This is a genomic window from Nitrospira sp. (assembly GCA_016715825.1).
Lineage (GTDB): Bacteria > Nitrospirota > Nitrospiria > Nitrospirales > Nitrospiraceae > Nitrospira_D.
In genome coordinates this window covers 419,519-445,596 of sequence record JADJXO010000002.1, presented here as the reverse complement: position 1 = coordinate 445,596, position 26,078 = coordinate 419,519, and the positions used below count along the sequence as shown (strand labels likewise).

The following is a 26,078-nucleotide window of genomic DNA, read 5'->3' as shown; positions in this document are numbered from 1 at the left end:
TGATACTCCTCTTCCGGAGGACAATGAGCGCAGTTCTTGCCTGAACATAAACTGAGCAATCCCGATGCCACAACGTTCATAGACGATTCGTTCACGGATTCCCATAATTGGTGTATGGAGATTCGAAGCACGGGCATCGAATAGTTGGGGTAGGCGTCTACAGGGAAGTAGGGTTCGATGGGGCAAGATGCAACAGTGGACAGGGTCCTTTCCTAATCATGAATGAGTATGAGGAAAGCTGTGAGAAGCAGAAGCACATGCCTGTGACTAATCGTTTCGATGACGAGAGACGATGGCACCCCCTTCCTAGCTCAGCTTGTCCGTTCCATCGGGCCTTTGTTACGATGTTGTATCCGCGAGATGTGCATGCCTCAGATTTTCGCTCCCGGCCTTCTTCTCGTTATTCTGCTCGCGCTCACCTCGTGCGGAGACTCTGGTTACCAGCTCCGTCAACCCCTGGGTTATGGCGTGATGCCTCCTGGAGAAGCCTGGGTGGCCGTTGACAGCGCCTACCAATCCCCGGCACGGAACATGGTGTATTTCGATCCAACGACGATTCGTCGAGACGGAGCGCTTGTCACACTGTGGCAGTTAACCGACTATAAGGTAATGCAAGGGAACGCGCCGTTTGGGCGGTTCATGATGGGTCCCCACCGGTTTTTCTCGACGAAGTCGCACAAAGAATTTGACTGCATCAATCAACGTGTTCAGCTGTTGGCGTCCTCTGAGCACTCTCAGCACATGGGCACCGGTGTGCAGCATTCGGTCGCGGTTGCCCAAGATTCCGGACTTCCCATCGAGTCAGGCAGCATCAACGAGGCGCTGTGGAACGTGGCCTGTGACAAAGAAGGAGAAGGTTCCGGTTATTCTTCTCCGGAGCGGTCTCGATAGGCATGCCAGCTTGCGACCTGTACCCTCTTGCTACAGGTCATCGTCGCTCCTTGTAGCAGAGTTCCCCAATCCTTGAGTCCGTCATTTCTCCCCTCCCGTCTAACCCTCCGAGATATGGCATAAAGATCAAGCTTCCTCCTGAACGAAACTGGCCTCGCCCTTGCTGAATGTCTAGTCAGATATCGGTTGAGGAACTATCATGAGCGCTTATGCGCATGACGAGAAGGGAGGAATCTTATGTCCGTTGCCAAAATCATCGAGATCAGCTCCGATTCGCCCACGAGTTTTGAGGATGCCATCGCCCAAGGAATCGCCCGAGCATCCAAGACCCTCCACGGGATCAAGTCGGCGTGGGTGGCAGAGCAACATGTCGTGGTCGAAAACAACAAGGTCACCTTGTATCGCGTCGATCTGAAGGTCACGTTCGTCATGGATTAACGACGAGCCGAAAGTTTATCGCCTCGCGTCACCGCCTGATCAGGAGACACTTCGACGGTGCCGTGGCGATATCGACAGACGAAGGGATGAGTGGAGAGGTTGTGTGCTTGGCGAGTGGCCACAACGAGAGGTAATCCGAGAGAGGGTGCGCGCAGTTGTGTGGGGCTTCGTCCTTCATACTGTAGTGCAGCTTGTTCTCGTCTGGCCCGTCGTCCTTGCGGCGGCACCCAGATCTGAATCACCCACCGAAGCTGTTCGTGGGACGATCACCCAGGTCATCCGAATCCTCGAAGACCCGGCACTGAAGGACCCGGCCAAACTCATACCGCGTCGCCACATGCTGGCGGAGGCTATCGCCAGCAGATTCGACTATGCGGAAATGTCAAGACGCGCGCTCGCCGTCGAGTGGAAACCTCTCACCACGGCCGAGCGTGCGGAGTTTGTCGAGGCCTTCAAAGGTTTTCTGATCGACCGGTACGCCGAGCGGATCGAAGGCTATAGCGGAGAGCAAGTGGAATATCTATCGGAACGGATCGAAGGAACCTATGCGGAAGTCAGAACGGAGCTCGTTTCTGACAAGACAACCGTTCCCGTCGACTACCGTCTCCTCATGAATGAAGGCCGGTGGCATGCCTACGACCTCGTCGTAGACGGAATAAGTCTGGTAAAGAATTATCGGAGTCAGTTCCAGAAGATCATTCGTGAGACTTCCTATCAGGAATTGATCAAGAAATTGCGCGAACGAACGGTAGTAGACGAACCGACTTCGTAAGACTGATGCGTGGCGTTCCCATGTCTCAATGTCATGCCTGTGCCGTCGGATTCCTTCCTTCTCTCAGTAGACCGGGTTGACACCCCGCGTCAATGCCTTGCAGAAGGATGTCATGGTCCTGAAAGCCCGCTGGACTTCGCGCTGAATTTGCGGGCGCACGGCCGCGAGCGTCGTCCCGCTTGCCGGAATGACCTCGACGACTACGGATTGCGGCAAGAAAATCGGATGGCCGATCTGGCTTGTCATCCATACGGTCACATCCAGCAGCCCGCGCACTTTCTTATGGATGTCCTCCGCCAACACCTGGGCCAGGACGGTATACATCTTCCCGACATGGGCCACGGGATTCTTCCCCGGTGCGGCCTCGGCGCTGGCCGGCCACCAGCATCCCCTTATCGGCATTAAAATGAAGGACGCGACCGCACCGCTTGAGAGAGGCCTGCGCTAGCTCGACGGCCACGGATTCCATCACGGCGTCGCAAATGGTATCGGGATGCCCTAGCCCCTTCCGCTCCACAATCTCCATCGGTTCTTGTGCGAGCCTAACTCTGGGCGATTCGATGATGAGCGGTTCAATCATGATCGATCGGGATGACACCATCCTCACGCTTGTCACCTGAAACGAAGTCAAGCGAGCAAGGCTGATGCCACTAGACAGATCGAGGAAAAGCTGAATCGCTCCGAAAGGTTGGAGTGGGAGCGCCGATCGAACTTACACGGAGCAGGGATACTGTGCCACAACACCGCAGTCATAGATGTCGTGGAACGCTACAGCTACGCCAACTCGCTATGACCTTCCGCGTTGTTTTCCGGCACAACAAGCATGGCATCGTGATTGCTCCTGTTTAACAGGATGACCTTGACTGCTTAGCGAGGGAAAGCCATGAGACGGTCCGATCAACGTCCCTTGTGCTGTACACTCACTTGCATCGCGCTCATCAGTCTGCTGGTCTGGATCTCCTCCTGTAGCCGAGCAACGGACTCTTCTTCCATGGATTCCAACCGCGAGACAGAACGCAACCGGATGGTCGATCAATACATTGTCCCTCGCGGCATTAAGAATCCTGCCGTCATTGCCGCGATGAGGCATGTGCCACGCCATCGCCTCGTGCCGGGGAAGTATGCTCTGTTTGCCTACCTCGACGGCCCCTTGTCCATAGGTCACGGCCAGACCATTTCGCAACCCTCTTTGGTCGCCGAGATGACGGATGTACTGAGCTAGGCTCGAAAAAGTGGACGCCTTCAACCTACAATCAGAGGTCTGGAGGTGTGAGATGGAACAGATACCGCGGCAGCAGTATACGAAGGAGTTCCGAGAGCAGGCCGTGCGGCTAGTCCTGGAACAGCAGGTGACGATTCCGGAGGCAGCCAGGCGCCTGAGCATGTCGGGCAAAACGCTCAAGAACTGGGTCGGGCGAGCTCGGCACGGCCAGCTTGCGACAGTGGGCGCGAGCCGACGGCCCGTGACGGAGCTAGAAGCAGAGCTGTCCCGGCTCAAACGTGATCTTGCGGAAGCACGGATGGAGCGCGACATCTTAAAAAAGCCACCGCGTACTTTGCGAAGGCGCAGCTGCCCGGTACGCGCTGATGAGGACGCTGCGTGCCCACTATCCGCTGAGTCTGTTGTGCCGGGTGCTGGAGGTGTCTCGAAGCGGCTACTATGCCTGGCAGTATCGGCGGCCGTCGAAACGCGATCAGGAGAATGCGCGGCTGGAAGTGGCGATCCGCCGCCCATGTGCGCACCCGTCAGACGTACGGCCCGGAACGGCTTCAAGCCGAATTGCATGCCGACGGGTTCCCCGCTGGGATCGGCCGCATCAAGCGACTGCGGAAGAAACTGGGCCTGCGCTGTACCCAGGTCCGCCGGTTCACGACGACCACGGATTCGACGCATGCGCGGCCGGTCGCGGACAACGTATTGGCGCAGACCGTTGCCGCCACACGACCGAACGAGACCTGGGTGACCGACATCACGTACGTGCCGACCGCGGAAGGCTGGCTGTATCCGCGGGCATCAAGGATTTGTTCACCTGCGAGGTCGTCGGACATGCGATGGGGGCTCGGATGACGACGGAGTTGGTGAGCCAGGCGCTGGGCGCGGCGGTATGGGCAAAGCGCCCACACCCGGGACTGATCCACCACTCGATCGTGGCTCACCGTATTGTGCCCAGGCCTATCAAGATCAGGTCCGCCAATGTGGTATGACCGCGTCCATGAGTCGGCGAGGCAACTGCTACGATAATGCTCCGATGGAAAGTTTTTGGGGCACGCTGAAGAACGAACTGGTGCATCACCGGCGCTACGAGACCCGTGAGCAAGCACGGCGCGAGATCGCGGAGTACATCGAGATCTTCTATAACCGACAGCGGCGGCACTCACGCCTCGGGAATCGCTCGCCAGTGGCGTTTGCCCAGCAGTGGGCCCGTCAACAACCGGCGGTGTGAGGCTGTCATTCATGGCGTCCACTATTGACAACCGAGGTCAGAGTTCTGTCGGGCAGCACCGATGGAGATGCGGCCCCGGAATTCCAGATTCAGCTGCTAGGCGCTCCACCGCTCGTCGTCAATCCGGCATCGGCCGGTAGCGACATTCTCCTGTAAGACTTGCGGCTCCATGGCGGGCGTCCCCATCCGGGGATGTCCGCCGTGGCCGATTCAGGAGTCACCGGGGAATCCTGTCTCGAAACGTCTCCCGCCCCTGTTTCTCGAACATGAACCTATGAGGAAATGTTAACTCCATTTTTAGCTCCATCACAACATTCATGTAACACCTTCCCATAACCATACACATCTCCTGGTACCCGCACCTTCACGGAGGAAGTGTGGGCTATGGTTCCACACGCATCTGAGGCTCAGCCCGGTCGCCCACCCATGTTCCTGGTTCCCTCAGCGGACCGGAGACGACCCGTGCGTGTCCGTAGCCTGCCCGTTGCGCCATCAGGCTATGAACACGGTCGCCCGGCTTGGATAGTGGAGATGATGCCCCACCGGACAGTCACCCCTGTATCTGATTGGATTCATCGCCGTATCTCTTCCGATACATTCGCCGCTCATCGGCAGAAGTATCCGCCTACGTATGACTTCATAGATTGCGTTCATATTGTAGTAATTACGTACGCTTGGCAGGCCATCTACCACCGTCCACGTCGTCCCCTGAGGTCGGCATCGAGCTTGCTCTACACACGCCCGAGCCTCTTGCCCCAACAGCGAACGTAACGTGTTGTGGCCGGCTCTGCAGAGGCAGCCTGAAGGCTGCACGAATCTCTCGGCGGAGGGATTCCCGACGAAAGCAGACGCTCGTGGCATAGCACGTAGGCTCGGTCGGGTGAGAGCGGTCAGTCGGCAGTGTCGTGCGCACAATTCGGAACCCCTCGGAAGGAAAGGAGGGCGGACGCCGAGGTGAGAGGGGCACAGCACCCCGCAGGGAAGTGAGTAGGAATCATGAGGGAGGGGCAGGCCTAGACGAAGACCGTTCTCCCTCATTCACCCTGACCCGGAAGATCCGGGCAGGAGACCACACCAACTTAGGAGGTTGTAATGGCGATCATATTCGGAAATAACTCAAATAATACTCTCATAGGCACAAACGTCGCTGACAGTATTTTTGGATTTGGTGGAAACGATCAATTGTTTGGGCGTGCTGGTAACGATATCCTCAACGGGGGTATCGGCAATGACACTCTCAACGGGGAAGCCGGTAATGACACGCTTAATGGTGAGGCCGGCAATGACACCCTCAACGGGGGCTCCGGCACTGACACCCTCAACGGGGGGCTCGGGACCGATACCGCCTCGTATATTGGTGCAGGTCCTGTCTCCGTCAACCTGAATCTGGCGGGGTTCCAGAACACGGGAGGGGCCGGCTTGGACCGTCTCGTGAGCATTGAGAATCTCACCGGCTCGAACTTCAACGATACCCTTACCGGCAATGGCCTGAACAACGTGCTCAACGGCCAGGCTGGCAATGACACCCTCAACGGCCTGGGAGGCAACGACCGCCTGGACGGCTGGACAGGCGACGATATTCTCAACGGTGGCGACGGCAATGACACACTCCTCGGGTGGACCGGCAACGACCGGCTCAACGGCGGCACCGGCAATGACACCCTCAACGGGGAGGCCGGCAACGACCGCCTGGACGGCTGGACGGGCGACGATATCCTCAACGGTGGATCTGGTAATGACACGCTCCTCGGGTTTACCGGCAACGACCGGCTCAACGGCGGCACCGGCAATGACACCCTCAACGGGGAGACCGGCAACGACCATCTGACCGGTGCGGCCGGTCGCGATGTCCTGACCGGAGGTGGTGGGACATTGGCGTTCGATACCTTCGATTACAATGCGGTCAACGAAAGCGGACCTGGTGTCCTAAGTCGGGATGTCATCACCGACTTTAACGGACGAGGAGTGCTTGCAGGCGACCGGATTGACCTCTCCACAATCGATGCCAATCCCTTCATAGCCGGCAACCAGGCTTTCATCTGGAACGGCGCAGCGCCAGGCGGGCTTGGTCGGGCCTGGTATTCGGGAGGGATCCTGCGGGTCAACACCGATCTGGATGCAGCGGCGGAAATGGAGATTCAGTTGACCGGTGCTCCGGCGCTTTTCGTCCAAGCGGGGCATCCTGGCAGCGACATTCTCCTCTAAGACTCGTGACACCACAAAGGGCGTTCCTGTCCGGGGCGCCCTGCGTGGGCCGAGGCGGGAACATGGAAATGTCTGTCAGGAGGGACGGCGTGCATGCCTGATCCAAATGGACCGACCAAAAGATCCGGCCATATGGCTTGAAAGCTCCAGTACGATGAGCTACATAGGTAGCCAAATTTGCGACGTTGTGACTAATGGATTTATGCGTCTTCATCAGACATGAGAGGTCATTGTTGCTTCTCCATAGCTTCATGCACCGGCGATAACCATGATGAAACCAAACACCGCCACACCAGCCATACCTGTAACGAGCGACTCCTCCGATCTACGCCAGGCCCTGGCGGCCTGTCGCGGGTCTTTTCTGAGTACCGCGTTCTTTAGCCTGTTCGTCAATCTCCTGATGCTCGTGCCGGCGATTTACATGCTGGCGGTGTACGACCGGGTGTTGCAGAGCGGGAGCGAGTCGACGCTGCTGATGCTCACCCTGATCACCGTCTTTCTCTTTCTCGTGCTGGGCGGACTCGAAATGGATCCGCTCCCGAATCATGGTGGCGACCAGTGCCCGGCTCGACGAACAGCTGGGGGAACGGGTGTTCGACGCCATCTTTGCCCAGTCGCTCACCAGCAGCCGGCAGGTGTCGACGGCCCAACCGCTGAGCGATGTCGTGCAACTCCGCCAATTCTTGACCGGCCCTGGGTTGCTGGCCTTTTTCGATGCCCCCTGGATCCCGATCTATGTGGGATTCATGTTCTTGTTTCATCCGTACTTTGGGATCGTGGCGGTCGTGTCCGTGCTCCTGTTACTGGGCTTGACGTTCTGGAACGAGCTGGCGACGCGCACCGATCTGGCGGAGGCGAACCGGGACGCGCTCGAGGCCACCCAGTTTACGCAGCGGAATCTTCGCAATGCCGAAGTGGTGGAGGCCATGGGGATGCTGCCCCGCTTGCGGGCTCGCTGGCACATGAAACAACGACAGGTGTTGGCGCTGCAGAGTCGGGCCAGCACCAAGGCGAGCTTGATCAACGCGTTGTCACGCACCTACCGGTTGACGATTCAATCCTTGGCGTTGGGCTTGGGGGCCTATCTCGCGATTCAGAAGCAGATCACGCCAGGGCTGGTCATCTCCGGGTCCATTCTTTTGGGGCGCGCGCTGGCGCCGTTGGACCAAATGATTGCGGGCTGGCGCGGATTCCTCGGGGCACGTGAGGCCTCGCAACGGCTCGAGACCCTGCTGCGCGCCATTCCAGCCGAAGAACCCCGCATGACACTCCCCCCGTTACGGGGACAGATCACACTGGATGATCTCGTCATCACGGTGCCGGGGCGGCAAGAGCCCATCCTCAACGGAGTCACCCTCACCATCGAGCCGGGAACGACCGTGGCGCTGATCGGGCCGAGCGCGGCCGGCAAATCCACCGTCGCGCGGGCGATGCTCGGCCTGTACCCTCCGGCGCGCGGGCGGGCCTGCCTAGATGGCGCCGACGTGCAGAACTGGGATCGGACCCAGCTCGGCCAGTCTATTGGGTACCTTCCCCAAGATGTGGAATTGCTCGACGGCACCGTGGCGGAGAACATCGCCCGCTTCGGGGTGGTCGACCCGACACAGGTCGTTGACGCGGCGCAGTTGGCAGGAATCCACGAGATGGTGCTGACCTTCCCGCAGGCCTATGACACGCCGTTGATCGGCGGAGGCGTAGCGCTGTCGGCGGGGCAACAACAACGGATCGGCATTGCCCGAGCGATCTACGGACGCCCGCGCCTGGTGGTGCTGGATGAACCCAATGCCAATCTCGACATGGCCGGGGAAGCCGCGCTCCAGATGACGTTACACCAATTACAGCAGCACGGGTGTACGGTGGTGGTGGTCACGCATCGGACGACGATCCTGAAGGCCGTGCATCGGATCGCGCTGATCACCCACGGCAAACTGGCCCTGTACGGGCCCCGAGACAAGGTGTTGGCGGCCATGACTCAACCACACGCCGTGGCGGCTTCGCCACGACCGACCGCAGTGGTACCGGAAGGCCAGGCCATGTCGGTTGTATCAGGACTGAACCCATAAGGAGTGTCCCATGGCTAAACTATTACTCGCTGCGCCACAGTCTGCCTTGAGTGATGATCGTGCGATCCGTCGGCAGGGACTGGTCCTCGTGCTGGTGGTCTTTGGCGGATTCGGCACCTGGGCTTCCCTCGCGCCGCTCCAGAGTGCCGCCTTGGCACCCGGTGTGATTGCGGTCGAACACTACCGGAAAACCGTGCAGCATTTGGAGGGGGGCATCATTCGAAGCCTGGCGGTGCATGATGGAGATGCCGTGCAAGCTGACCAGGTCATCGCGACACTGGACGATACCCAGTCTCGCGCCCAACTCGAAGTCTTCCGTGGGCAGCTCTATCTGCGACTCGCACAGGAAGCCCGCCTGGCGGCGCAACGCGACGGCCTCCCAAGCGTGCCTTACCCTCAGGACCTGCTCGCACAGCGGGACGACCCGCGCGTCCAAGACGCCATCCGGTTGCAGGATCAAACATTCAACGTGCGCCAGGCGGCGACCGACGGAGCACGTGCGGTGTATCGGCGACAGATCGAGCAACTGCACGCGAAAGTGACAGGCCTGCGCGCGCAGACGCGCAGTCGAAATCGACTCGTAGAATCCTACCGAGCCGACCTCCACGACTTCAAGAGCCTCTTACAAGAGGGGTTTACTGAGAAACAGAAGGTCGAGGAATTAGAGCGCGCCCTGGCGCAGAGTGAAGGCCAGCGCGGGCAACTCCTGTCCGATATGGCCGCGAGCGAGTTGCAGATCGCAGAGATCGAACTAAAAATTCTCCAACTGCACAAAGACCTCCAACGGGAAGTCGCCAAAGAGCTGAGCGACGTCCAGGCCGATTTGTTCCAACTCCGCGAGAAAGTACAATCAATTGAGAGCACGGTTAACCGCTCCGTCATCAAGGCTCCTGTCTCAGGGATGGTGTTGGGGTTGACCGTACATACCATCGGGGCCGTCATTCAACCAGGTGGACGGTTGCTCGACATTGTCCCGCAAGATCAGAACCTGATCATCGAAGCGCAAGTCGATCCCATCGACATTGATCGGGTCAAGGTCGGCCAGCGTGCGGAGGTGCGGTTCAGCGCGTTCAAGACCCGAGATCTCCCGACGATCGAGGGCACGCTGATCAGTGTGTCGGCGGATCGTCTTATCGGGGACCATCAAGACGGCGAGACCGCCTACTATCTGGCGAGAGTCGCGGTCTCTCCCGAAGGCCTTGAGGCCTTGAGTACGGCCGAGCTCGCACTGGTGCCGGGGATGCCGGCGGAGGTGCTCATCCAGACCGGGGCCCGGACGCTGGTCCAGTATGTGATGAAACCCCTGACCGATAGTTTCAAGCGTGCCTTAATCGAGGATTGAGCGGAGCACGACGATGCATACCCGAAGCGTGCTCATGGTGATCCTGATAGTCCTCAGCTCGGCTGTCGAAGCGGCCGAACGATCACCGGCCAATTTACTCCAACTCTACGATCTGGCCCTCACCACGAATCCGGTGGTCGAGAGCCGGAAGTATTCCATCATGCAGGCGGAGGCCCAGAAGGAGCAGGCGCGCAGCAAGCTCTTGCCCCAGGTGTCGGCCATCGGCAACGTCACGTGGAACGAATTCACCCAGGAAGTCCCTACCCGCTTCACGGGGCAGACGGTGGATATCACCACGCAATATCAGGGATTACGCGGCATCGTCCAGGCCCGGCAAGCGCTCTTCGATCTGGCGTCGTATCGCGCCTATGAAGGCGCCGGGTTGACGGTCAAACAGACGGAGCAGGACTTAGACGACGCCCGCATGGGGCTCGCCACAGACCTCGTCGATCGCTACTTGGAGTTCCTGGAAGCCCATGATGAAGCCGGGTACGTACGGAGCGAGCTCGACCTGACCGACCGGGATCTGCAGCGGATGCGTCGCCTGTACGAGCGTGCCATGGCGAAAATCACGGATCTCTACGAGGTGGACGCCTATTACCACACGCTCAAGACGCGCGAGCTCGAAATCGACAATGGCAAGGCCGTCGCCTTGGAGAAGGTCCGCGAGGTAGTCGGGGTGCCGGTGGCTGATCTGGCGCGGCTCACGCGAGAGGAACTGCCACCGGTGCCTGGAGAGTCCGACCAGTGGGTGGCCAACGCCGTGGCGCGTCATCCGGCGATCCGAGCCTTGCAGCACGCGATGGATGCCGCCGCCAAGACTATTGCCAGTCAGTGGGCCAACCATCTCCCCCAGTTGTCTCTGCAGATGGCCGGCATTTATGCCAAGAACGGCGGGTTTGACAACCGTCAGCTGGACCCCTATACCGTCGGCACATTAGGAGTGCAACTCACTGTGCCGTTGTATTCCGGAGGCAGCGTGAGGGCCGGAGAACGCGAAGCCCTCGCCCGCTTTGAAACGACCAAGTATCAGCACCTGCAGAAGCAACGGGAGATCGAACGAGAGACCCGAACCGCGTATCTGCGGGCCCAAACCGGGTACGCGCGGATGGCCTCAACCGCTCGCGAGGTGGAGGCCCGCGTCAAGGCCCGAGATGGGCAGCAACGAGGCTACGAATTGGGGGCGGCCACGATCGTGGCCCTGCTGGAAGCCAAGAAGAATCTCTTGAAATCCCGCTTCGCCCACGCCCGAGCCCGCTACGACTATATCCGGTCCTTGGTGGCGTTACGAGTCTGGGGCGGCACCCTCTCGCGAACAGACATGGAGGAACTCAACAGTTGGCTGGCACGGACCTGATGATCTCCTATCGAGAGAGGACACAGCGCACTGAGCCGTGAGGCAGATATTCATCTTTCTTCTATCCTTCACCCGCGACATTGCTGATGAGGAGGCGAACACGCCCGTGCTGCATGCCGCAGTTGCCACGCGAGGCTCGTTCGGCTGAAGGCCCAGAACGGGGAGACCGGCAAGCCTGCTTCGCGCAAGGCCTGCGCCGCATACTGATGACAGGTATAAAACAGATGGTAGGAACGTTTCGCGGGATAAAACACGGATTGATGGAACGAGGCCACTGGTTCCTCGTTCAACAAGGTTGCATGCAGATGCTGACGCAATCGCTGATGGCCTTCTTCGGTCAGTCGAAAGGTGAAGAGGTCGGAGGGCGGCTGGGGTGTACGCTCCGCCCAGACACGATCATGGAGCCCGACCTCGACGACGCCTTCGGTCGGCCAAAGGAGAGCCCGCACGACACCGCTCACACCCGTCTTTCCCTCCAGGTACCAAGCACGCTCGGCATAACCCCACTCCTCATATGCGTGAGGCGTGAAGCGTGAAACGTCAGGCGTGTCGACCCGAAAGGCGATCATCGCATGCCAGGTGTCGATCGACACGGAGACAGTGTGCTGGACGGGCTCCGGAGGGGGAGGCCACAAGCCATCGACCGGTGACGCGCAAGCCGACAACAGGGTAAGGACTATCGCGGCCCCAGAGCCACCGCAACGCGTCACGGTTCATCCCTGTATGTCTGGGGATGGAGTCACCTTCGCGGCTCCTTCCTGATTCGGTACAAAACCGACTCTCATCTCGCTTGATCGGTACCCGGATTGACAATGAGCGGAACGTTGAGCTTGTCGGGCACAATGATCGTTTTGGCATTGGGGCTATCATAGAGCTTGTACTTCAAATAGTCCGGCGTCAGTGTCTTGGTAATGGTTTCCTGGGCCTGCGACTGTCCCATCGCGCGAATCCTCATGCTGTCGGCCTCACCCTCCGCACGAATTTTCAAGGAATCACCCTCTCCCTTGGCTTGAATCCTCGCAATCTCAGCGTTGCGCTGAGCAATGACCACTTCAAAGTCCTTCTGCTCCTTCTCCTGCTCCTTGGCTTGCTTCTGTTCGATGGCCCGTAGGACCATCTGGGAGAATTCCATTTCGGAAAGCGCCACGTTATAGACATCCAAATGGCGACCTTTCAGGGTTTCGACGACGACGGCTTCGATCTTATTGCCGATTTCGCTGCTGCGCTCCGGAAGCGTTACCATCGAGTAGTTGGCGACGACCCCGCGCACAGCCGACAAGAGTTGAGGATGCACGAGTTGCTTGTACCACTCAGGCCCGACCTCCTGGGCCAGAAAGTAGATTTCATCGGGTATGGGGCGCATGGTAATCGTGGCATAGACGGTGACCGGCAGATCATCCGCAGTCAGCGCATCCACCTTTTCTCGGAAGCTTTTCCATCGCGTGTCGTAGACCAAGACGTCGTTCCACGGCGCCCGCCAGTAGATTCCTTCCTTGAGCGGCTCTTTCGCTAATCCGCTGGTCAGGGGAGACCACTTCAATCCTCGACTTCCTGGATAAACAGTACTACTGCAACTCTGAAGGGTCATCAGGAGCGGGATCAGCATAAGCAGGAGCCGAACGATCGAAGACTGTTTCATAGATCCCTCCTCTTTCTTGTCGTGTGCGTTCCGGCTAATCTCACCATTCACCGAACAGCCGCAGGCGTTCGCTTCTTACGATCAACAGCCTCATGCGCTTGCGCCACTCGTTCTAATTCCTGTGCGGTCTGCTCATAGTAGTGCGCCAATGACTTGGCACCGGAAACCAAGTCGGCCTCTGGTCCAAAGAGTGCTTCATAACGCACAGCAGCCGTCGCTTGTGCGTCGGCCTTCTCGCGCATTGCAAGGGCTTGATTGTGATAGTAATTGGCGATCTCCGTCTGATTGTGTGACGGGTCAAAAGAATCCAGGTCGATCGATTCAGTGGAGGCGCATCCGGTGAATACCCCTACGATGACGCAGCACAGCAGGAGTCCTCTGCGACTCGAGGCAATCGTTTGATCGCCATGACTCTTTCTCTTTTCACATCTATGGCTGGGCGTGTCGATCATCAGTGTCAGACGTTTCCATACTGAAACTGTGCGCTGAGGACCTGTGATGATTGTACTACGCGGAATTCTCCCAATAAGTGGGCTTGGGAGGCTGCTATTAGCAACACGAAGGGTGTCTGTCCCCTTAGTAGATGACCGGGGGCCGTTTCTGATCGATGATCAACATGAGTCGGCGATGTTTCAATGGCCGCTCGGGGTCTCGCGTGTAGTGTCCCAGATCCTCGGAAAGCTCTGTGAGCCTGAGCGGAACTGAAACTCGCTGCTTGATATGCGGCGCCTTGGTTTCAATCGAGAGGTCGACTAATTCTTCCGTCGTCCCCGTCACCTCGGCGTTGAGGTCCTTCTCGTCCAGAAAATGCACGGTCACACGCTCCTCCGGAGCAATCCATGGAATGATTTTCTTTCGCTTCTCATGATTGGTCATATCAGTGACTCCACGTCTTGAACCAAAACTCCATCAGAGCAATCGTTCATTAGCGGCTTTCGATCATCGAGCCAGCCGCCGGATATAGAGCAAGACATTCTGCTTGTCCTTTTCCGATAGCTCCCATTTCCAGGACCCCATCGCCGTACCCCGCTCACCTTCATGAATCGTCCGAGTCAACTCGGCATCGGACTTCTGCTGGACAGCAGCACTGGTGAGATCCGCCGGTGGAGGCGTCACGTCAAAGGCCTTCCCTTTCCCCTGGTCTCCATGGCAAAACCGGCAATATTGCTCATAGAGCCGCTTGCCTTCTTGTAGCTCGTAATGTTCGCGCAACGCGTTCCCACTGCTCTTGTCGCCTGCTACGGCGTACAAAGCGGTCACACCGGAGAGAGCCAAGAACAGGAATAACACCCTAGATAGTGCCAGCATAGCCTCGCCTTTACCTCCTCTAAGACAACCAATGGGGCAACCATTATGCCATCGGATTAGATCGTGAGTTTCTTTCTGAGAAGCAGAACCTTGTTGAAAAAATGAGGGTTTCGCAAAGCGTGCAGAGAAATCGCATCGTGGAGAGCGGGAAAAACTCCACGGGTGAGCGTCAGCCACTGTTGCAGAATGCTACAGCTGAAGAGAAATGACCCAACTTGTGCGAAGAAGTTCCTCAGCTTGATTCGCGACTTAACAAATTCGCGGCAGTTGCTCACCCGATAACAGATCGAGAACACGATGCGTCCCCACAACAGTCCGTAGGACAACCATGAGAGGATCGCTGTCCGTCACAATACCGATGTGAGCCGATTGATTCCCCGCCTTATGTCGCCGCATCACGGCAAGCGCGGCCTCAGCCTGCGGTGCCGGCACCATGGCGACGAAACGTCCTTCATTTGCCACATAGAGTGGATCAAGCCCTAAGAGCTCGCAGGCTCCACGGACCGGCTCGTTCACAGGAATGGCCGTCTCGTCTACGGTCATGCCGATCTTCGCCGCAGCCGCCAGTTCATTCAGCACGCTGGCGAGCCCGCCACGGGTGAGGTCGCGCAGGCAATGGATGTCGATACCACTGTCGATCAGGTCGGCGACGACATGATGCAATGGCGTCGTATCGCTTTCGACATGGCCGTCGAATGTCAGTCCTTCCCGCACGCTGAGCACCGCCACGCCATGGGAGCCAAGATCGCCGCTCACAAGAATCGCATCACCAGGCTGGATCAACGTCGGCAGCACACGAACACCACTCGGGACCAGTCCGACCCCGGACGTATTGATGAAAATCCCATCGCCTTTGCCGCGATCCACAACTTTCGTGTCGCCCGTCACAATCGGCACGCCCGCCGTTCGTGCGGCCTCGGCCATGGAGTTCACGACTCGCTGCAGCACCTCCATGCTGAGCCCCTCTTCCAAGATAAATCCCGCACTCAGATAGAGCGGCTTCGCGCCGCACATGGCTAGATCGTTGATCGTACCATTGACCGCCAGACTCCCGATGTCACCCCCAGGGAAAAACAGCGGGCGCACCACATAGGAATCGGTGGTGAAGGCAAGCGTACCTTTCTCCACTGGCCACGTTGCGCCGTCGTGCAGAGGCGCCAGCATAGGATTATGAAAGGCCCGCACGAAGACGTCTTGAATCAACTCCTGCATGAGCCGACCACCACCGCCATGGGCAAGCTGAATAATGTTCTTCGTTGAGTGCGGCAGTGGGCAAGTCGGCTCGAAGGCTTTATTGCTGGTCATCATCATTCTCTCGTCGTTCGTGAAGCGTCGTTCATATCTCGATTCTGAGTTTCAGGTTTCAAGTTCAAAGTTTCAAGTCGTGCAGAAGCCAAAAACCTCAAACATGAAACTTGAAACCGTAGACCGATACGCTTCACCCTTCACCCTTCACGTTCCGTCGGTACCGATAATACGCGGCGCAGGCCCCTTCGCTCGATACCATCGGCGCGCCCAACGGTCGCTCCGGAGTGCAACGAACTCCGAAGGCTGAACAGTCCATCGGCTTGAGCAAGCCCTGGAGAACCAGCCCACTTTGGCACTCTGGATCCTCTTTCCCTTCAGCAAGCTGTGCAAGTTCGCGGTGAAACTTCAGCTCGGCGTCGTAGTCACTGTAGGTAGACTTGAGGCGTAAGCCACTCGAAGGAATTTCGCCGATTCCTCGCCAAGTTCGTGGCGCCGGTTCAAAGACTTCACTGACGATGCTCCTCGCCTGTCGGTTCCCCTCCCGGCTGACGGATCGTGCATACTGATTCTCGACCTTGACTCGTCCCTCTTCCAACTGACTGACCAACATGGCCACACCTTCAAGCACATCGAGCGGTTCAAACCCGGTCACGACGATTGGTACGCGATACTTCTGTGCGATCGCCTCGTACTCCTCATAGCCCATCACCGTGCAGACATGGCCGGCAGCCAGAAACCCTTGGATCCGATTCTGTGGAGAAGACAAGATTGCTTCCATCGCCGGCGGCACCAATACATGAGCGATCAGCAGACTGAAGTTCGTGATGCCCGACTGCTTTGCTTGCGCGACCGCCATGGCCCAGGCGGGGGCAGTGGTCTCGAATCCCACAGCGAAACAGACGACTTCGCGATCAGGATTCTTGCGAGCCAGTTCGAGCGCATCCAATGGTGAATAGATGATCCGCACATCTCCGTCCGCCGCCTTCACGCCGAACAGATCTCCATGGGAACCAGGCACACGCAACATATCGCCAAATGAGCAGAAGATCACGCCTGGCGCTGAGGCGAGACAGACGGCTTGGTCAATCAGCGACACCGACGTCACACAGACCGGACAGCCTGGTCCATGAACAAGCTCAAGGTTTTTCGGCAACAGGCTATCGAGACCGAACCGGACGATCGCATGGGTCTGCCCTCCGCAGACCTCCATGATCGTCCAAGGCCGTTGCGCCGTTTTCTTGATCCGCTCCGTTAACGCCGCCGCCACGGCACGATCGCGAAACTCATCCACGTACTTCATGACCGAGATCCCCGTTGCTCCACAACCTTCCCACGATGACTAGAGCCCTTGCTCTGCTTCCAGTCTTATAACTCTCTCACGGCGTAATAGAAACAGGTTGCCACATCGACCGTTCTCACCGGTTGCTTGACATGACCATTATAAATGACTGCACCGGGCAGGTTGGCGGAAGCTCTGGTTTTCGAAGATGGTATTGTGGCGCCGCTCGGCGAAGTCGAGTGGAACGTCTACCAGCGCTCACCCATGAACCAGTGTAAAGTCTATCGGTAACCAGCTATCGAGTTTGTAAGGTTGGAGAAAGCGGATAGGGATTTCTGATCCAGAGGTTTGTGTCGCACTCGAGATGCCCAAGCTCCGGCTCGTGCCCCTCACCCCCACGCTCAGCTACCGATCGTCCTCCGCCGCACGGGGATCCCTGATCCGATCTGCCACCGCGCGATCGCGAAACTCATCTACGTACTTCATAGCCGTGATTTCCCGCACTACGTTGTTCCGCGTCATCCTCACGGTTCGCCAAGACCGCCAAGGCTGTGTCTTCTTGGAACTCTCCGCTCCAAGAAGTGGTGCGGCATCTCGCGATTCACTGAGACCATTTTGGGTGAATCGCCGATCCAAGGAATTTTGATGATCTACGCTCCAGCTCGAGCTCAACCTCAAGTTCCCGGTTTTAGGTGGACAATCGCCGGTAGGGCCTTCGTATCAGCCGTGCGTCGCGATATTGTTGGGCAGGAAATCAAGTTGCAACCGGACGTTGGCTCACAAACGGTTGACAGCAATTAGTTGCATTACCTAAAACCGCTCGCGTACCGCCCTAACCTCGTTGAGAAAGAGTCCCGAAAATCGTTTCCAGTCAACGATGGTCTTGAGCCCCAGCCGATGAACCAGGCAGCTGAGTCCGATTAGTAAGAGATGAGCACACCATGTGCTGACCAACTGCTGACCGTGCGCGTCGAGAAATCAAACATCTTGGCAATATCTCTTGGAGTTCTCTCTGACACTAGAATGAATCCTAAAGGGAATGCGACACCCGAAAGGTTCGTTGGCATTTCCGTGCAGAAGAACCACCATTCCTGCCTCCGACCTTGAAAAGAATTTCGTCAAGAAGTTCAGCCTCCCACAATATCATCACCGAACTGCGACTACCTGCGTTGTCGATGCCAGAGCAAGATAGGTCTTGCGCCAACTCGATATGATAAATTTTCTGGAACTTCTCGACTCAGCCAATGAACCCGTTTTGATAAACACACATCGGCTCGAATCAATAACAGCAAGAATGCTGTATCCAATAATAACTACATTCAGAACAGCTTGGAACCGAGAAAGATGGCTGGAAGGTCGATGGGACTGGAAGTCTTCATATAGGTCAGGCAGGAGTGCTTTTAGTTTGTCAATGATGCCCGCGAAACGTAGACGACAAGCACGATGAAGAATTGGAATACCATTGCCGCGCTTACGTCTCTTCCATAACGTCACCTGGCACAGAACGCTTTGCCAGGATGGGCAGCTAATCCACGCATAAGGTGGCCGGATCCGTGCCCTTTTTCTGGGTCAACGCGCCATCGAATGTTCCGAGCATAACGCCAGAATCGTTGGCTCTGGCCTACTTCGAGGCTTCGAGGAACTGTTCGATTGTCAGTCCCGCCTTTGCAATTAGGCTGCGCAATGTGCCTCGCGCAACTTCCGAGTGGCTTGGTATGGAGAGAGTGGTCATGATGATATGGCTGCCTTTCTGGCGAACAACTTGCCAGCCATGGCGCTGAAACATCTTGATAACGTCGGAAGGGGAAAGAAGGGGAACCGGCGGCATTATGCGATGACTTCCACTTGGCGAGTGAGGACGGTCAGCGGCATCCCCATCTCGGCACGTACTTCAAGGCACTGCTTGATGGCGTCCTGCACGTTGGCTTGTGCCTCCGCTTCCGTCTTGCCTTGGCTAACACATCCCGGAATAGCCGGGCATTCAGCGATATATACTCCGTCCTCATCACGCGTGATGGTAATCGTAAACTTCATAGCGGCTCCCCTTGATTCCAGTGTGTCCAAGCAAGTCTACTGAAATGTCACCTGTTTATCTACCATTTGGCATCATTCGTCACATGACGCGCATCATTTATCCTTAAATACTTCCTCCATCGGAACACCTTCGAGATTTCCACCACGATACGCCTCAAGTCGTCTTTCCGCTTCTTCCGCCCATATATCATCGAGTTTCTTATCTGGTTGGGTAATCCCGCTATCCCACATCTCATCAGCCATTCTTTGAACCCACCACCCTATTCGGGAATGACACCTCGAGCACCACACATCCGACCTCGGTCTTAAACGGACCATGACGTTCGCCGGGAGGGCGGCTTGCGTACTCTCCCGCTTCAAGCCAGCGATTGAAAGCCTGGTCGTACAGCCGCCCGCTGACAATAAAAATCTCTTCAGGGTACGAATGGGTCTTGCCCCCGAACGCCGACGTATCCGCGCCAGGCAAGAAGCGAGTCAGTCTGGTGTATTCGCCCGTCACGGGATCGATGCTCAGTGTGATTTCCTCGGCCATCCCTTCCAGGCCCTTGATGGGAGTCCAGCGGGTCTGCTGGTCAGGAGCTAACGGGTTCCAGTACGTGGCGGTCGTTTTCGACATTCCCGTCTCGGCACAATGGGTGGGTTAGTTTGATACGCTAGGGGGATCGTCTCCGTTTGGCCTTCCTGAACTCCCATGGGGGGATCGGTTCTGGGTCTTCCCACAGCCCCACCTTCGCCTCTCTGGCTTCCAGCTCAAGCCGTTCCAGTTCAGCGTTGTTCGGTGCAAACTTCCGAGACCACCAGCATCGACCTTCCTTTACCAAGGTGTGATTCACATTGGTCCCGTCCGCAAGTAGCACCTCGGCTAGGATTCGCCCGGACTTGTCCTTCCCGCGTGGCTCGACCGTGACTTCCATAGCGAAGACAAGGGCCGAGAGCGCTGGTTTCACCTCATCGCCGTAGGGTTGGTCCTTCTCGGGACAGTCGAGGCCATGTAAGTGGATGCGTTGCGCCTTCCCGAGGCGCATCACTTCGATGGTGCTCCCTTCAAGAACTCCAACCACTTCGCCACCGAAGGGAAATGCTTCGGCTGTGCTCAAGAAAAAGACCAGCGCCAGGGGAAGAACTCGTGACGTCATGAGACGTGCCGCTCCAATGGTAAGAGGTCCGTAAGACATGGTTGAACACCGGGCTCGAAGAACGAGCCATATTGTAGGAGGGCTGTTGTCGGAGGTGCAAGCAGCTTTGACTGGGTTTCTTAGGCAACGACTCGGTCAACCGGCAGCGATGCCCACTCTAAACCGTGTTGATCCACCAACACACCGTGTCTCGCCTTTAATCATTGGTTGTATCTGACGACCCAAGAGCCGCCATCTCTGCATAAGTCTCCAATGTTCGTCTGGCTGCCTCCTCGTCCAGTTTGCTGATGGCAAAGCCGACATGGACGATCACGTAGTCGCCAACGCCGGCTTCCGGCACGAGAGCCAACGAAACCGATTTCGTCACTCCGCCGAACGACACCGTTGCGGTGCGGAGCACATCCTCATCGATGCTCAGGACTTGCCCTGGAACTGCGAGACACATCTTCGCTCCTAACGCTCACGTTTCACGTTGCGAGTTCCATGTCTCAGGTTTCTGATCTCCATCTCCATATCGTGAAACATGAAACCCGAAACTAGAAACGTTCACCCCCGAACGGTTCACGCTTCACGAGATACGTGCGGCAATCACTGCTTGCCCCAGCGACAGCCCTCCATCGTTGGGTGGAACCAGGCTGTGACTATAGACCTCGAACCCCGCCTCTTCCAATCGTCTCCGGACGAGCGACAAAAGCAGCCGATTCTGAAAACAGCCTCCGGTCAACACGACTCGAGGCAACCCGGCTGCTTGGGCCACGCGAACGGTCACCGCAGCAAGTCCGGCATGAAACCGGGCGGCAATCTGTTCAAGCCGATGGCCTCTGTGAAGATCTTCCAGCATGGCGCTCACCATAGATCGCCAATCGATCAGCCACTTGATATCTGGATTATTGCTAGCTACCAGATCCATCGGATAGCCTTCTCCCATGACTCCGCTTACCCCCGCTTCTTGCTCCGCGGCGAACTGAACCGCCATAGCCGCTTGCCCTTCAAACGAGCTTTCACGGCAGAGCCCTGAGAGAGATGCAACCGCGTCGAACAGTCGCCCCATGCTTGTCGTCCAAGGCGATGCGACGCCGAACTTCAGTAGGCTAGCGAACTTCTCACGCTGGCCCTGTGATACCTGCCAATAGGGAAGCCGATGCCCCAGCATCTCTTCGCCCATGAGCTCCCATAACAGCGCAGCGGCAGATCGGCCCGGTTCTTTCATGGCTGCTTCTCCACCCAATAGCCGAAAGGGTGTGAGGGAGGCAAACCGCATGAACTGCCGATAGCTCGTGATCAAGAATTCTCCGCCCCAGACCTGACCACTTCCTCCGTAGCCGGCCCCGTCCCAGGCAATGCCTAACACGTCACCGACGAGTTTGTGTTCCGCCATGCAGGAGGCCACATGCGCATGGTGATGCTGCACCGGAATAAACGGGACAGACAGAGTCGCAGCGAGTTCACGTGCGAAACCAGTCGAGCGATAGTCCGGGTGCAGGTCACAAGCGATGGCCTTCGGTGTGACCTGAAGCAGCTGTTGGAGATCGCTGATAGCCTGTCGGAAGGCTTTATCCGCTTCCACAGTGGAAAGATTGCCGAGATGTTGGCTCAGTACGACACGGTCGCCGGTGAGAATGGCGACGGTGTTCTTGAGATGTCCGCCCACGGCAAGGATCGGACCCTGCCCTCCATCTGCCGGACCATCACTCCAGCGAATAGCTTGCGGCACATGGCCTCGCGCCCGGCGAAGGATCATCACATCGCCCTTGGGTTTTCCCGTCTCGCCCCTGTCGTTGCGATCCGGGATACCATCAATCGCCAACACCACCGAATCATCAACTGACCTCGCGATCGACCGATCATGCACGAGGAATGCATCGGCAATGCCCTTGAGACGAACCAGCGCCTCTCGTTCGTCTGTCACGATCGGTTCCTCGGAGCGGTTGCCGCTCGTGGCCACCATGGGCCTCTGGAGCAACGCCATCAAGAGATGGTGGAGCGGCGTTGTCGGCAACATTACACCGAGATAGGGATTGTACGGTGCCACGGCATCGGCGATATCTGTTTCTTGGCGCTTGCATGTCAGGACGATCGGTGCTTGCGGTGAGCAGAGCAGCGCCTCCTCGTCGGAAGACACCACACAGTAGCCTCTAACCATGTCCATGGCAGGAAACAACACGGCAAAGGGCTTCTCCGGCCGTCGCTTTCGATCGCGTAACCGCCGGACGGCCTCATCAGATATTGCGTCCACCCAAAGCTGAAACCCACCCAGCCCTTTGACGGCAACGACGAGTCCCTGCTTCAGCCAAGCTGCCGCCCGCTGTAAGGCGTCCTCTCCGACTGCCATTTCCTGACCCTGCTCATTCCACAACGACACTCGTGGACCGCAGGTAGAACAGGCGATCGGTTCTGCGTGGAAACGCCGATCCGACTCGGCAGAATATTCGGCGTGACAAGCTGCACACAGTTCGAACTCTGCCATGGTCGTGTTGGACCGTTCGTAGGGTACCGCTGTGATCACGCTGTAGCGCGGTCCGCATTGAGTGCAGGTGATGAAGGGATATCGAAAGCGACGGTCCCCTGGATCGGCGAGTTCGCGACGGCAGTCGGAGCAGGTGGTCAGGTCCGGTGGGATCACAAGAGCCCGCTGACCGATCTCCGTACCTGGAGCGATGGAGAAGTACTTTTCGTCGATTACTGGAATTATGCTCGTGCTCATCGCCTCGATCGTGGCTGAAGCCGGTGCCTCCTGCTTCAGCCGCCCGAGAAACGACTCGATATCTCCGGTGTCTCCTTCTACCTCGATCAGGACACCACTCCCTGTGTTCGCCACCCACCCGGCCAGCTCAAGCTCCCGTGCAAGCCGATAGGCGAATGGGCGAAACCCGACGCCTTGCACCGTTCCTTCCACCGTAATCTGCACACGCTGCAGAGCAGACTCGTTCATGGCTGTACTACCAGTTCGTGGACGACCACCTCCGGCTCTTCTGAACCTACGACCGTCGAGGCTCCGCAAGCAGAGCACACATCGTCCGGTCCTGTAACCGTCGTCTCTCGTGTACAACCGGGACACCAGGCATGCCCTGGGATAGGAATAATCTCCAACGTCGCGCCTTCGGCCTGTGTGCCGCGAGCAACCATGTCAAACATCATCTGTAATGCGACCTGGTCATGGGTCATCACGTGCGACAGCGCGCTGACCTTCAGTCGCACGGCGGAGAGCCTCGCGCTTCCTGTTCCACCCAACCGCGTTTCCACGACCTTCACGACTTGCGTCATCAATTGGAGTTCATGCATGGCACGCATCACATTCTTGGATAACCAACTCGACGACCTTGTCCAATGCTTTGGCGACCTGAGGGGACAACGGCTGTCCTGCTTCCGTGTGCCCAACTTCGATGCCGTAGACCATCACCGTCTCAGGGAGCACACCGAGGACACGAGCCAACTCCAGTGCCTCCGATACCCCGAGCGCATGACTCGAAGATGGGAACATCCCCACCGCGATCGGCCTCGTCGAGGCATCGAGGCGATGAATGGTCCCAGGACGCTGCCCGCTTCTGGCTGCGTCGATCAGGATCGCAACACGCACCCCTTTCATCAACTCCACGATGTCGACTCCGACCATCTCCGCCTCGATTACCTCGGCGCGGTCTCCTAGGTCCTGGCGGAGTCGGCTGGCCGCCAGGAGACCGACTGCATCATCTCCTCTCATGAGGTTCCCGAGGCCGATGATCCGAATGGAGGAGCAAGAGCAGTCGTTCTTCACGTACCGCTCTCTCGCTTGATCTCTAGATTCAGGAAATGTGTTGCGCAGGAGATACAGGGATCATAGCAGCGAATGACTCGCTCGCACCCACGTGCCGCTTCCTTATCGGGAAGATGCAAGAGACGCGGCAGAAAGAGACGCAAATCCTGTTCGATGCGAGATTGATTCTGTGAAGTCGGTGGAACAATCTTGGCCTCTCGGACTACGCCGTCGTCGTCCACATGGTACCTATGATAGAGAATCCCTCTGGGTGCTTCCGTACAGGCCATGCCGGTCCCCGCTCGAACGACGACGGGCGCTATCGAGACCGCCGGAAGTTCGTACCGCTCGATGAGTCGTAACGATTCTTCCAGTGCGTAGAGGATTTCGACCGAACGCGCGATGATCCCGTGGAACGGATTCCGCAAGGGTAGCACGATCCCCTGGTCAGCCAAGATCTGCTTGATCAACGGTGTCAACTGCTCCTGATTCAGGTTTAGACGAGCCAGCGGACCGACCAGATAGGGCAATCCATGCAGCGCACAGTGGAGGGCGGTGGAATAGCTGACTTGGTGTTCGGTGAAATGTTCCTCGAACTCGGTCACCGCGAGTTGCAGACCACTGGAGGCGACGATCTGCCCTTCATTGAACGGATACTCATCCGGGTGACGGAGCGCCACGTAATTGTAGTCGGGCGTAAACTCCGGATAGTCGAACCCTGCGACCCATCGCATGGTCTCGACCGCCGCATCGCGGGCCCACAAGAGTTCGTCTTTCAGCCCCTCCAGCTCGCGTCGCAACGGCACGCGCGAAAAGCCGCCGACCTTCACGGAGACCGGATGCACTGAGCGCCCGCCGAGCAACGTCATGATCGCGTTGCCGGCCTTCTTGAGCCGCAAGCCTCGAGACACCACCGCCCCATGGTCCTTCGCCATGGCGATGCCGCTCTCGTAGCCGAGGAAATCCGGAGCCTGCAGCAGATACACATGCAGCGCGTGGCTTTCGATCCACTCGCCGCAATAGATAAGGCGCCGCAGATCGCGCAACGCACCTTCGACACGCAGGCCGAAAATCTGCTCAAGTGCATGGACCGCACTCATCTGGTACGCAATCGGGCAGATCCCGCAAATGCGGGCGACGATATCCGGCACTTCCTCGTAATGCCGCCCCCGCAAGAAGGCTTCAAAAAACCGGGGGGGCTCGAAGATCTTGAGCGCTACATCCTCGACCGCATCGCCCTTCACCGTGACATGAAGCGCACCCTCACCCTCCACGCGGGCGACCATGTCGACGGCAATCGTCCTCGTTTGTGTTGTTTCTTCAGGCATTCATTCCTCTATGTTCGCTGGAGAGGAACCTCACGTCTTTTCTTCCCAGATCTCGCTCTCCTCGCGAAAGGGCGACACAGACCCGTTGATGCCGCGAAAACGGCGCATCACCTCGACCGGAATCAGTTGCAGCTCATGATGAAACCGCGTGGCGAGCGAGGCCGTGTTGGGTGGAAGGCCTGGTCCTTTCCGTTCCCCCTCGCATGGCCCAAAACAGCCATAGCAATCACGACCCATGCCGGGACAGATGGCCCCACAACCGGTCCTGGTCACAGGCCCGAGGCACGGTATCCCTTTCGCCACCAACACGCAGATATTTCCTCGCCGCTTACACTCCAGGCACACACTATCACCCGGCAGACGAGGCTGGACTCCGATCACGAGATCGGTAATGACACGAAGCAGCTGATGCTTATCGATCGGACAGCCCCATAGCTCGAAATCCACATGGACATGTTCCGAAATGGGCGTGGATGTGCTGAGGCTCTGAATATATTCCGGGCTGGGGTACACGGCCTGCTTGAACGATTCGACATCGGCCCAGTTGCGCAGGGCTTGAATCCCACCGGCCGTTGCACAGGCCCCGATCGTGATCAACACCTTCGTCTGTTGCCGCAACTCAAGAATTCGATGGGCATCCTCTGCAGTGGTGATCGACCCTTCAACCAGCGTGATGTCATACGGGCCAGGCTTCATGTCGCTGGAGGCTTCGGGGAAATAGGCAAGATCGAGCGCCTGTCCTATAGCAAGGAGGTCCTCCTCAAGATTCAGGATGCTGAGCTGACACCCGTCGCAGGAGGCGAACTTGACAACGGCCAACCTTGGCCGTTGTCGCTGCGCGTCCGGCTTAGACATGGTTGC

The 26,078-nt window shown here is 57.8% G+C and carries 27 protein-coding genes and 2 pseudogenes; 9 read left to right on the top strand and 20 right to left on the bottom strand.

Annotated elements, in window-relative coordinates:
- Window positions 1-366: 366 nt before the first annotated feature.
- From IPM58_08205 to IPM58_08195, 3 genes are all read left to right on the top strand, one after another.
- A complete protein-coding gene (locus tag IPM58_08205; protein ID MBK9307054.1) occupies window positions 367-891 on the top strand; it encodes a hypothetical protein in 525 nt (174 codons plus the stop codon).
- Window positions 892-1,128: 237 nt separating this feature from the next.
- Window positions 1,129-1,329 carry a dodecin domain-containing protein gene (locus IPM58_08200; GenBank protein ID MBK9307053.1) on the top strand — a complete coding sequence of 67 codons (201 nt, stop codon included), beginning with the start codon at window positions 1,129-1,131 and terminating at the stop codon, window positions 1,327-1,329.
- A 145-nt stretch (window positions 1,330-1,474) separates the two neighbouring features.
- Complete coding sequence (locus IPM58_08195) at window positions 1,475-2,101, top strand: ABC transporter substrate-binding protein (GenBank protein MBK9307052.1); 627 nt, start codon at window positions 1,475-1,477, stop codon at window positions 2,099-2,101.
- Window positions 2,102-2,164: 63 nt separating this feature from the next.
- Here IPM58_08195 and IPM58_08190 read toward each other — a convergent pair whose 3' ends face one another.
- Both IPM58_08190 and IPM58_08185 read right to left on the bottom strand, forming a co-directional pair.
- Window positions 2,165-2,443, bottom strand: a complete 279-nt coding sequence (locus IPM58_08190) for a hypothetical protein (protein ID MBK9307051.1) — start codon at window positions 2,441-2,443, stop codon at window positions 2,165-2,167.
- Window positions 2,382-2,681 (bottom strand): hypothetical protein, encoded by a 300-nt coding sequence (locus IPM58_08185; protein ID MBK9307050.1) that lies wholly within the window; start codon window positions 2,679-2,681, stop codon window positions 2,382-2,384. Before IPM58_08185 ends, IPM58_08190 begins: the two co-directional genes overlap by 62 nt.
- Window positions 2,682-2,984: 303 nt before the next feature.
- On the opposite strand from IPM58_08185, the gene IPM58_08180 reads away from it, so the two are divergent.
- The 6 genes and pseudogenes from IPM58_08180 (at window position 2,985) to IPM58_08155 (ending at window position 11,512) form a co-directional block, all read left to right on the top strand.
- Entirely contained in the window at window positions 2,985-3,323 is a 339-nt protein-coding gene (locus tag IPM58_08180; GenBank protein MBK9307049.1) for a hypothetical protein, read from the top strand.
- Window positions 3,324-3,375: 52 nt separating this feature from the next.
- Window positions 3,376-4,545, top strand: a pseudogene (locus IPM58_08175) (IS3 family transposase).
- 1,092 nt (window positions 4,546-5,637) lie between these two features.
- Window positions 5,638-6,750, top strand: coding sequence for a hypothetical protein (locus IPM58_08170; protein MBK9307048.1), 1,113 nt, complete (start codon window positions 5,638-5,640; stop codon window positions 6,748-6,750).
- Window positions 6,751-7,021: 271 nt separating this feature from the next.
- Window positions 7,022-8,813, top strand: a pseudogene (locus IPM58_08165) (type I secretion system permease/ATPase).
- A gap of 10 nt (window positions 8,814-8,823) precedes the next feature.
- The gene (locus tag IPM58_08160; GenBank protein ID MBK9307047.1) at window positions 8,824-10,155 is read left to right on the top strand and encodes an HlyD family type I secretion periplasmic adaptor subunit; all 1,332 of its coding nucleotides are present in this window, start codon (window positions 8,824-8,826) and stop codon (window positions 10,153-10,155) included.
- Window positions 10,156-10,168: 13 nt separating this feature from the next.
- A complete protein-coding gene (locus tag IPM58_08155; protein ID MBK9307046.1) occupies window positions 10,169-11,512 on the top strand; it encodes a TolC family protein in 1,344 nt (447 codons plus the stop codon).
- Between the two features lie 68 nt (window positions 11,513-11,580).
- On the opposite strand, the gene IPM58_08150 is transcribed toward IPM58_08155, so the two are convergent.
- From IPM58_08150 to IPM58_08065, 18 genes are all read right to left on the bottom strand, one after another.
- Window positions 11,581-12,222 carry a DUF2459 domain-containing protein gene (locus IPM58_08150; protein MBK9307045.1) on the bottom strand — a complete coding sequence of 214 codons (642 nt, stop codon included), beginning with the start codon at window positions 12,220-12,222 and terminating at the stop codon, window positions 11,581-11,583.
- Between the two features lie 71 nt (window positions 12,223-12,293).
- A complete protein-coding gene (locus IPM58_08145; GenBank protein MBK9307044.1) occupies window positions 12,294-13,151 on the bottom strand; it encodes a prohibitin family protein in 858 nt (285 codons plus the stop codon).
- Window positions 13,152-13,198: 47 nt separating this feature from the next.
- The gene (locus IPM58_08140; protein ID MBK9307043.1) at window positions 13,199-13,603 is read right to left on the bottom strand and encodes a hypothetical protein; all 405 of its coding nucleotides are present in this window, start codon (window positions 13,601-13,603) and stop codon (window positions 13,199-13,201) included.
- Between the two features lie 124 nt (window positions 13,604-13,727).
- Entirely contained in the window at window positions 13,728-14,027 is a 300-nt protein-coding gene (locus IPM58_08135; GenBank protein MBK9307042.1) for a hypothetical protein, read from the bottom strand.
- 63 nt (window positions 14,028-14,090) lie between these two features.
- The gene (locus tag IPM58_08130; protein ID MBK9307041.1) at window positions 14,091-14,459 is read right to left on the bottom strand and encodes a cytochrome c; all 369 of its coding nucleotides are present in this window, start codon (window positions 14,457-14,459) and stop codon (window positions 14,091-14,093) included.
- A gap of 249 nt (window positions 14,460-14,708) precedes the next feature.
- Window positions 14,709-15,764 carry a hydrogenase expression/formation protein HypE gene (hypE, locus tag IPM58_08125; GenBank protein MBK9307040.1) on the bottom strand — a complete coding sequence of 352 codons (1,056 nt, stop codon included), beginning with the start codon at window positions 15,762-15,764 and terminating at the stop codon, window positions 14,709-14,711.
- A gap of 133 nt (window positions 15,765-15,897) precedes the next feature.
- Window positions 15,898-17,007, bottom strand: a complete 1,110-nt coding sequence (gene hypD / locus IPM58_08120; protein ID MBK9307039.1) for a hydrogenase formation protein HypD — start codon at window positions 17,005-17,007, stop codon at window positions 15,898-15,900.
- A gap of 1,600 nt (window positions 17,008-18,607) precedes the next feature.
- On the bottom strand, window positions 18,608-18,814 hold the full coding sequence (locus tag IPM58_08115; GenBank protein MBK9307038.1) for a type II toxin-antitoxin system HicA family toxin: 207 nt from the start codon (window positions 18,812-18,814) through the stop codon (window positions 18,608-18,610).
- On the bottom strand, window positions 18,814-19,020 hold the full coding sequence (locus IPM58_08110; protein MBK9307037.1) for a type II toxin-antitoxin system HicB family antitoxin: 207 nt from the start codon (window positions 19,018-19,020) through the stop codon (window positions 18,814-18,816). Before IPM58_08110 ends, IPM58_08115 begins: the two co-directional genes overlap by 1 nt.
- A gap of 93 nt (window positions 19,021-19,113) precedes the next feature.
- Window positions 19,114-19,263, bottom strand: coding sequence for an addiction module protein (locus tag IPM58_08105; protein MBK9307036.1), 150 nt, complete (start codon window positions 19,261-19,263; stop codon window positions 19,114-19,116).
- Window positions 19,256-19,636 (bottom strand): cupin domain-containing protein, encoded by a 381-nt coding sequence (locus tag IPM58_08100; GenBank protein MBK9307035.1) that lies wholly within the window; start codon window positions 19,634-19,636, stop codon window positions 19,256-19,258. The genes IPM58_08105 and IPM58_08100 overlap by 8 nt, the downstream gene beginning before the upstream one ends.
- A gap of 37 nt (window positions 19,637-19,673) precedes the next feature.
- Window positions 19,674-20,156, bottom strand: a complete 483-nt coding sequence (locus IPM58_08095) for a thermonuclease family protein (protein ID MBK9307034.1) — start codon at window positions 20,154-20,156, stop codon at window positions 19,674-19,676.
- A gap of 196 nt (window positions 20,157-20,352) precedes the next feature.
- Complete coding sequence (locus IPM58_08090) at window positions 20,353-20,601, bottom strand: HypC/HybG/HupF family hydrogenase formation chaperone (protein ID MBK9307033.1); 249 nt, start codon at window positions 20,599-20,601, stop codon at window positions 20,353-20,355.
- Window positions 20,602-20,724: 123 nt separating this feature from the next.
- The gene (gene hypF / locus IPM58_08085) at window positions 20,725-23,088 is read right to left on the bottom strand and encodes a carbamoyltransferase HypF (protein ID MBK9307032.1); all 2,364 of its coding nucleotides are present in this window, start codon (window positions 23,086-23,088) and stop codon (window positions 20,725-20,727) included.
- Window positions 23,085-23,438, bottom strand: a complete 354-nt coding sequence (locus tag IPM58_08080; GenBank protein MBK9307031.1) for a hydrogenase maturation nickel metallochaperone HypA — start codon at window positions 23,436-23,438, stop codon at window positions 23,085-23,087. Before IPM58_08080 ends, hypF begins: the two co-directional genes overlap by 4 nt.
- Window positions 23,431-23,856, bottom strand: a complete 426-nt coding sequence (locus tag IPM58_08075; GenBank protein MBK9307030.1) for a hydrogenase maturation protease — start codon at window positions 23,854-23,856, stop codon at window positions 23,431-23,433. The genes IPM58_08080 and IPM58_08075 overlap by 8 nt, the downstream gene beginning before the upstream one ends.
- A gap of 50 nt (window positions 23,857-23,906) precedes the next feature.
- Window positions 23,907-25,217, bottom strand: coding sequence for a Ni/Fe hydrogenase subunit alpha (locus IPM58_08070; protein ID MBK9307029.1), 1,311 nt, complete (start codon window positions 25,215-25,217; stop codon window positions 23,907-23,909).
- A 30-nt stretch (window positions 25,218-25,247) separates the two neighbouring features.
- Window positions 25,248-26,072, bottom strand: coding sequence for a hypothetical protein (locus IPM58_08065; GenBank protein MBK9307028.1), 825 nt, complete (start codon window positions 26,070-26,072; stop codon window positions 25,248-25,250).
- Window positions 26,073-26,078 lie beyond the last annotated feature (6 nt).

Bases quoted from the DNA above. Each gene is read 5' to 3' on its own strand.
- IPM58_08205 (MBK9307054.1), top strand. From the start codon at position 367: ATGCCTCAGATTTTCGCTCCCGGCCTTCTTCTCGTTATTCTGCTCGCG.
- IPM58_08200 (MBK9307053.1), top strand. From the start codon at position 1,129: ATGTCCGTTGCCAAAATCATCGAGATCAGCTCCGATTCGCCCACGAGT.
- IPM58_08185 (MBK9307050.1), bottom strand. From the start codon at position 2,681: ATGATTGAACCGCTCATCATCGAATCGCCCAGAGTTAGGCTCGCACAA.
- IPM58_08180 (MBK9307049.1), top strand. From the start codon at position 2,985: ATGAGACGGTCCGATCAACGTCCCTTGTGCTGTACACTCACTTGCATC.
- IPM58_08170 (MBK9307048.1), top strand. From the start codon at position 5,638: ATGGCGATCATATTCGGAAATAACTCAAATAATACTCTCATAGGCACA.
- IPM58_08160 (MBK9307047.1), top strand. From the start codon at position 8,824: ATGGCTAAACTATTACTCGCTGCGCCACAGTCTGCCTTGAGTGATGAT.
- IPM58_08155 (MBK9307046.1), top strand. From the start codon at position 10,169: ATGCATACCCGAAGCGTGCTCATGGTGATCCTGATAGTCCTCAGCTCG.
- IPM58_08145 (MBK9307044.1), bottom strand. From the start codon at position 13,151: ATGAAACAGTCTTCGATCGTTCGGCTCCTGCTTATGCTGATCCCGCTC.
- IPM58_08140 (MBK9307043.1), bottom strand. From the start codon at position 13,603: ATGATCGACACGCCCAGCCATAGATGTGAAAAGAGAAAGAGTCATGGC.
- IPM58_08135 (MBK9307042.1), bottom strand. From the start codon at position 14,027: ATGACCAATCATGAGAAGCGAAAGAAAATCATTCCATGGATTGCTCCG.
- IPM58_08130 (MBK9307041.1), bottom strand. From the start codon at position 14,459: ATGCTGGCACTATCTAGGGTGTTATTCCTGTTCTTGGCTCTCTCCGGT.
- hypE (MBK9307040.1), bottom strand. From the start codon at position 15,764: ATGACCAGCAATAAAGCCTTCGAGCCGACTTGCCCACTGCCGCACTCA.
- hypD (MBK9307039.1), bottom strand. From the start codon at position 17,007: ATGAAGTACGTGGATGAGTTTCGCGATCGTGCCGTGGCGGCGGCGTTA.
- IPM58_08115 (MBK9307038.1), bottom strand. From the start codon at position 18,814: ATGCCGCCGGTTCCCCTTCTTTCCCCTTCCGACGTTATCAAGATGTTT.
- IPM58_08110 (MBK9307037.1), bottom strand. From the start codon at position 19,020: ATGAAGTTTACGATTACCATCACGCGTGATGAGGACGGAGTATATATC.
- IPM58_08105 (MBK9307036.1), bottom strand. From the start codon at position 19,263: ATGGCTGATGAGATGTGGGATAGCGGGATTACCCAACCAGATAAGAAA.
- IPM58_08100 (MBK9307035.1), bottom strand. From the start codon at position 19,636: ATGTCGAAAACGACCGCCACGTACTGGAACCCGTTAGCTCCTGACCAG.
- IPM58_08095 (MBK9307034.1), bottom strand. From the start codon at position 20,156: ATGACGTCACGAGTTCTTCCCCTGGCGCTGGTCTTTTTCTTGAGCACA.
- IPM58_08090 (MBK9307033.1), bottom strand. From the start codon at position 20,601: ATGTGTCTCGCAGTTCCAGGGCAAGTCCTGAGCATCGATGAGGATGTG.
- hypF (MBK9307032.1), bottom strand. From the start codon at position 23,088: ATGAACGAGTCTGCTCTGCAGCGTGTGCAGATTACGGTGGAAGGAACG.
- IPM58_08080 (MBK9307031.1), bottom strand. From the start codon at position 23,438: ATGCATGAACTCCAATTGATGACGCAAGTCGTGAAGGTCGTGGAAACG.
- IPM58_08075 (MBK9307030.1), bottom strand. From the start codon at position 23,856: ATGAGAGGAGATGATGCAGTCGGTCTCCTGGCGGCCAGCCGACTCCGC.
- IPM58_08070 (MBK9307029.1), bottom strand. From the start codon at position 25,217: ATGCCTGAAGAAACAACACAAACGAGGACGATTGCCGTCGACATGGTC.
- IPM58_08065 (MBK9307028.1), bottom strand. From the start codon at position 26,072: ATGTCTAAGCCGGACGCGCAGCGACAACGGCCAAGGTTGGCCGTTGTC.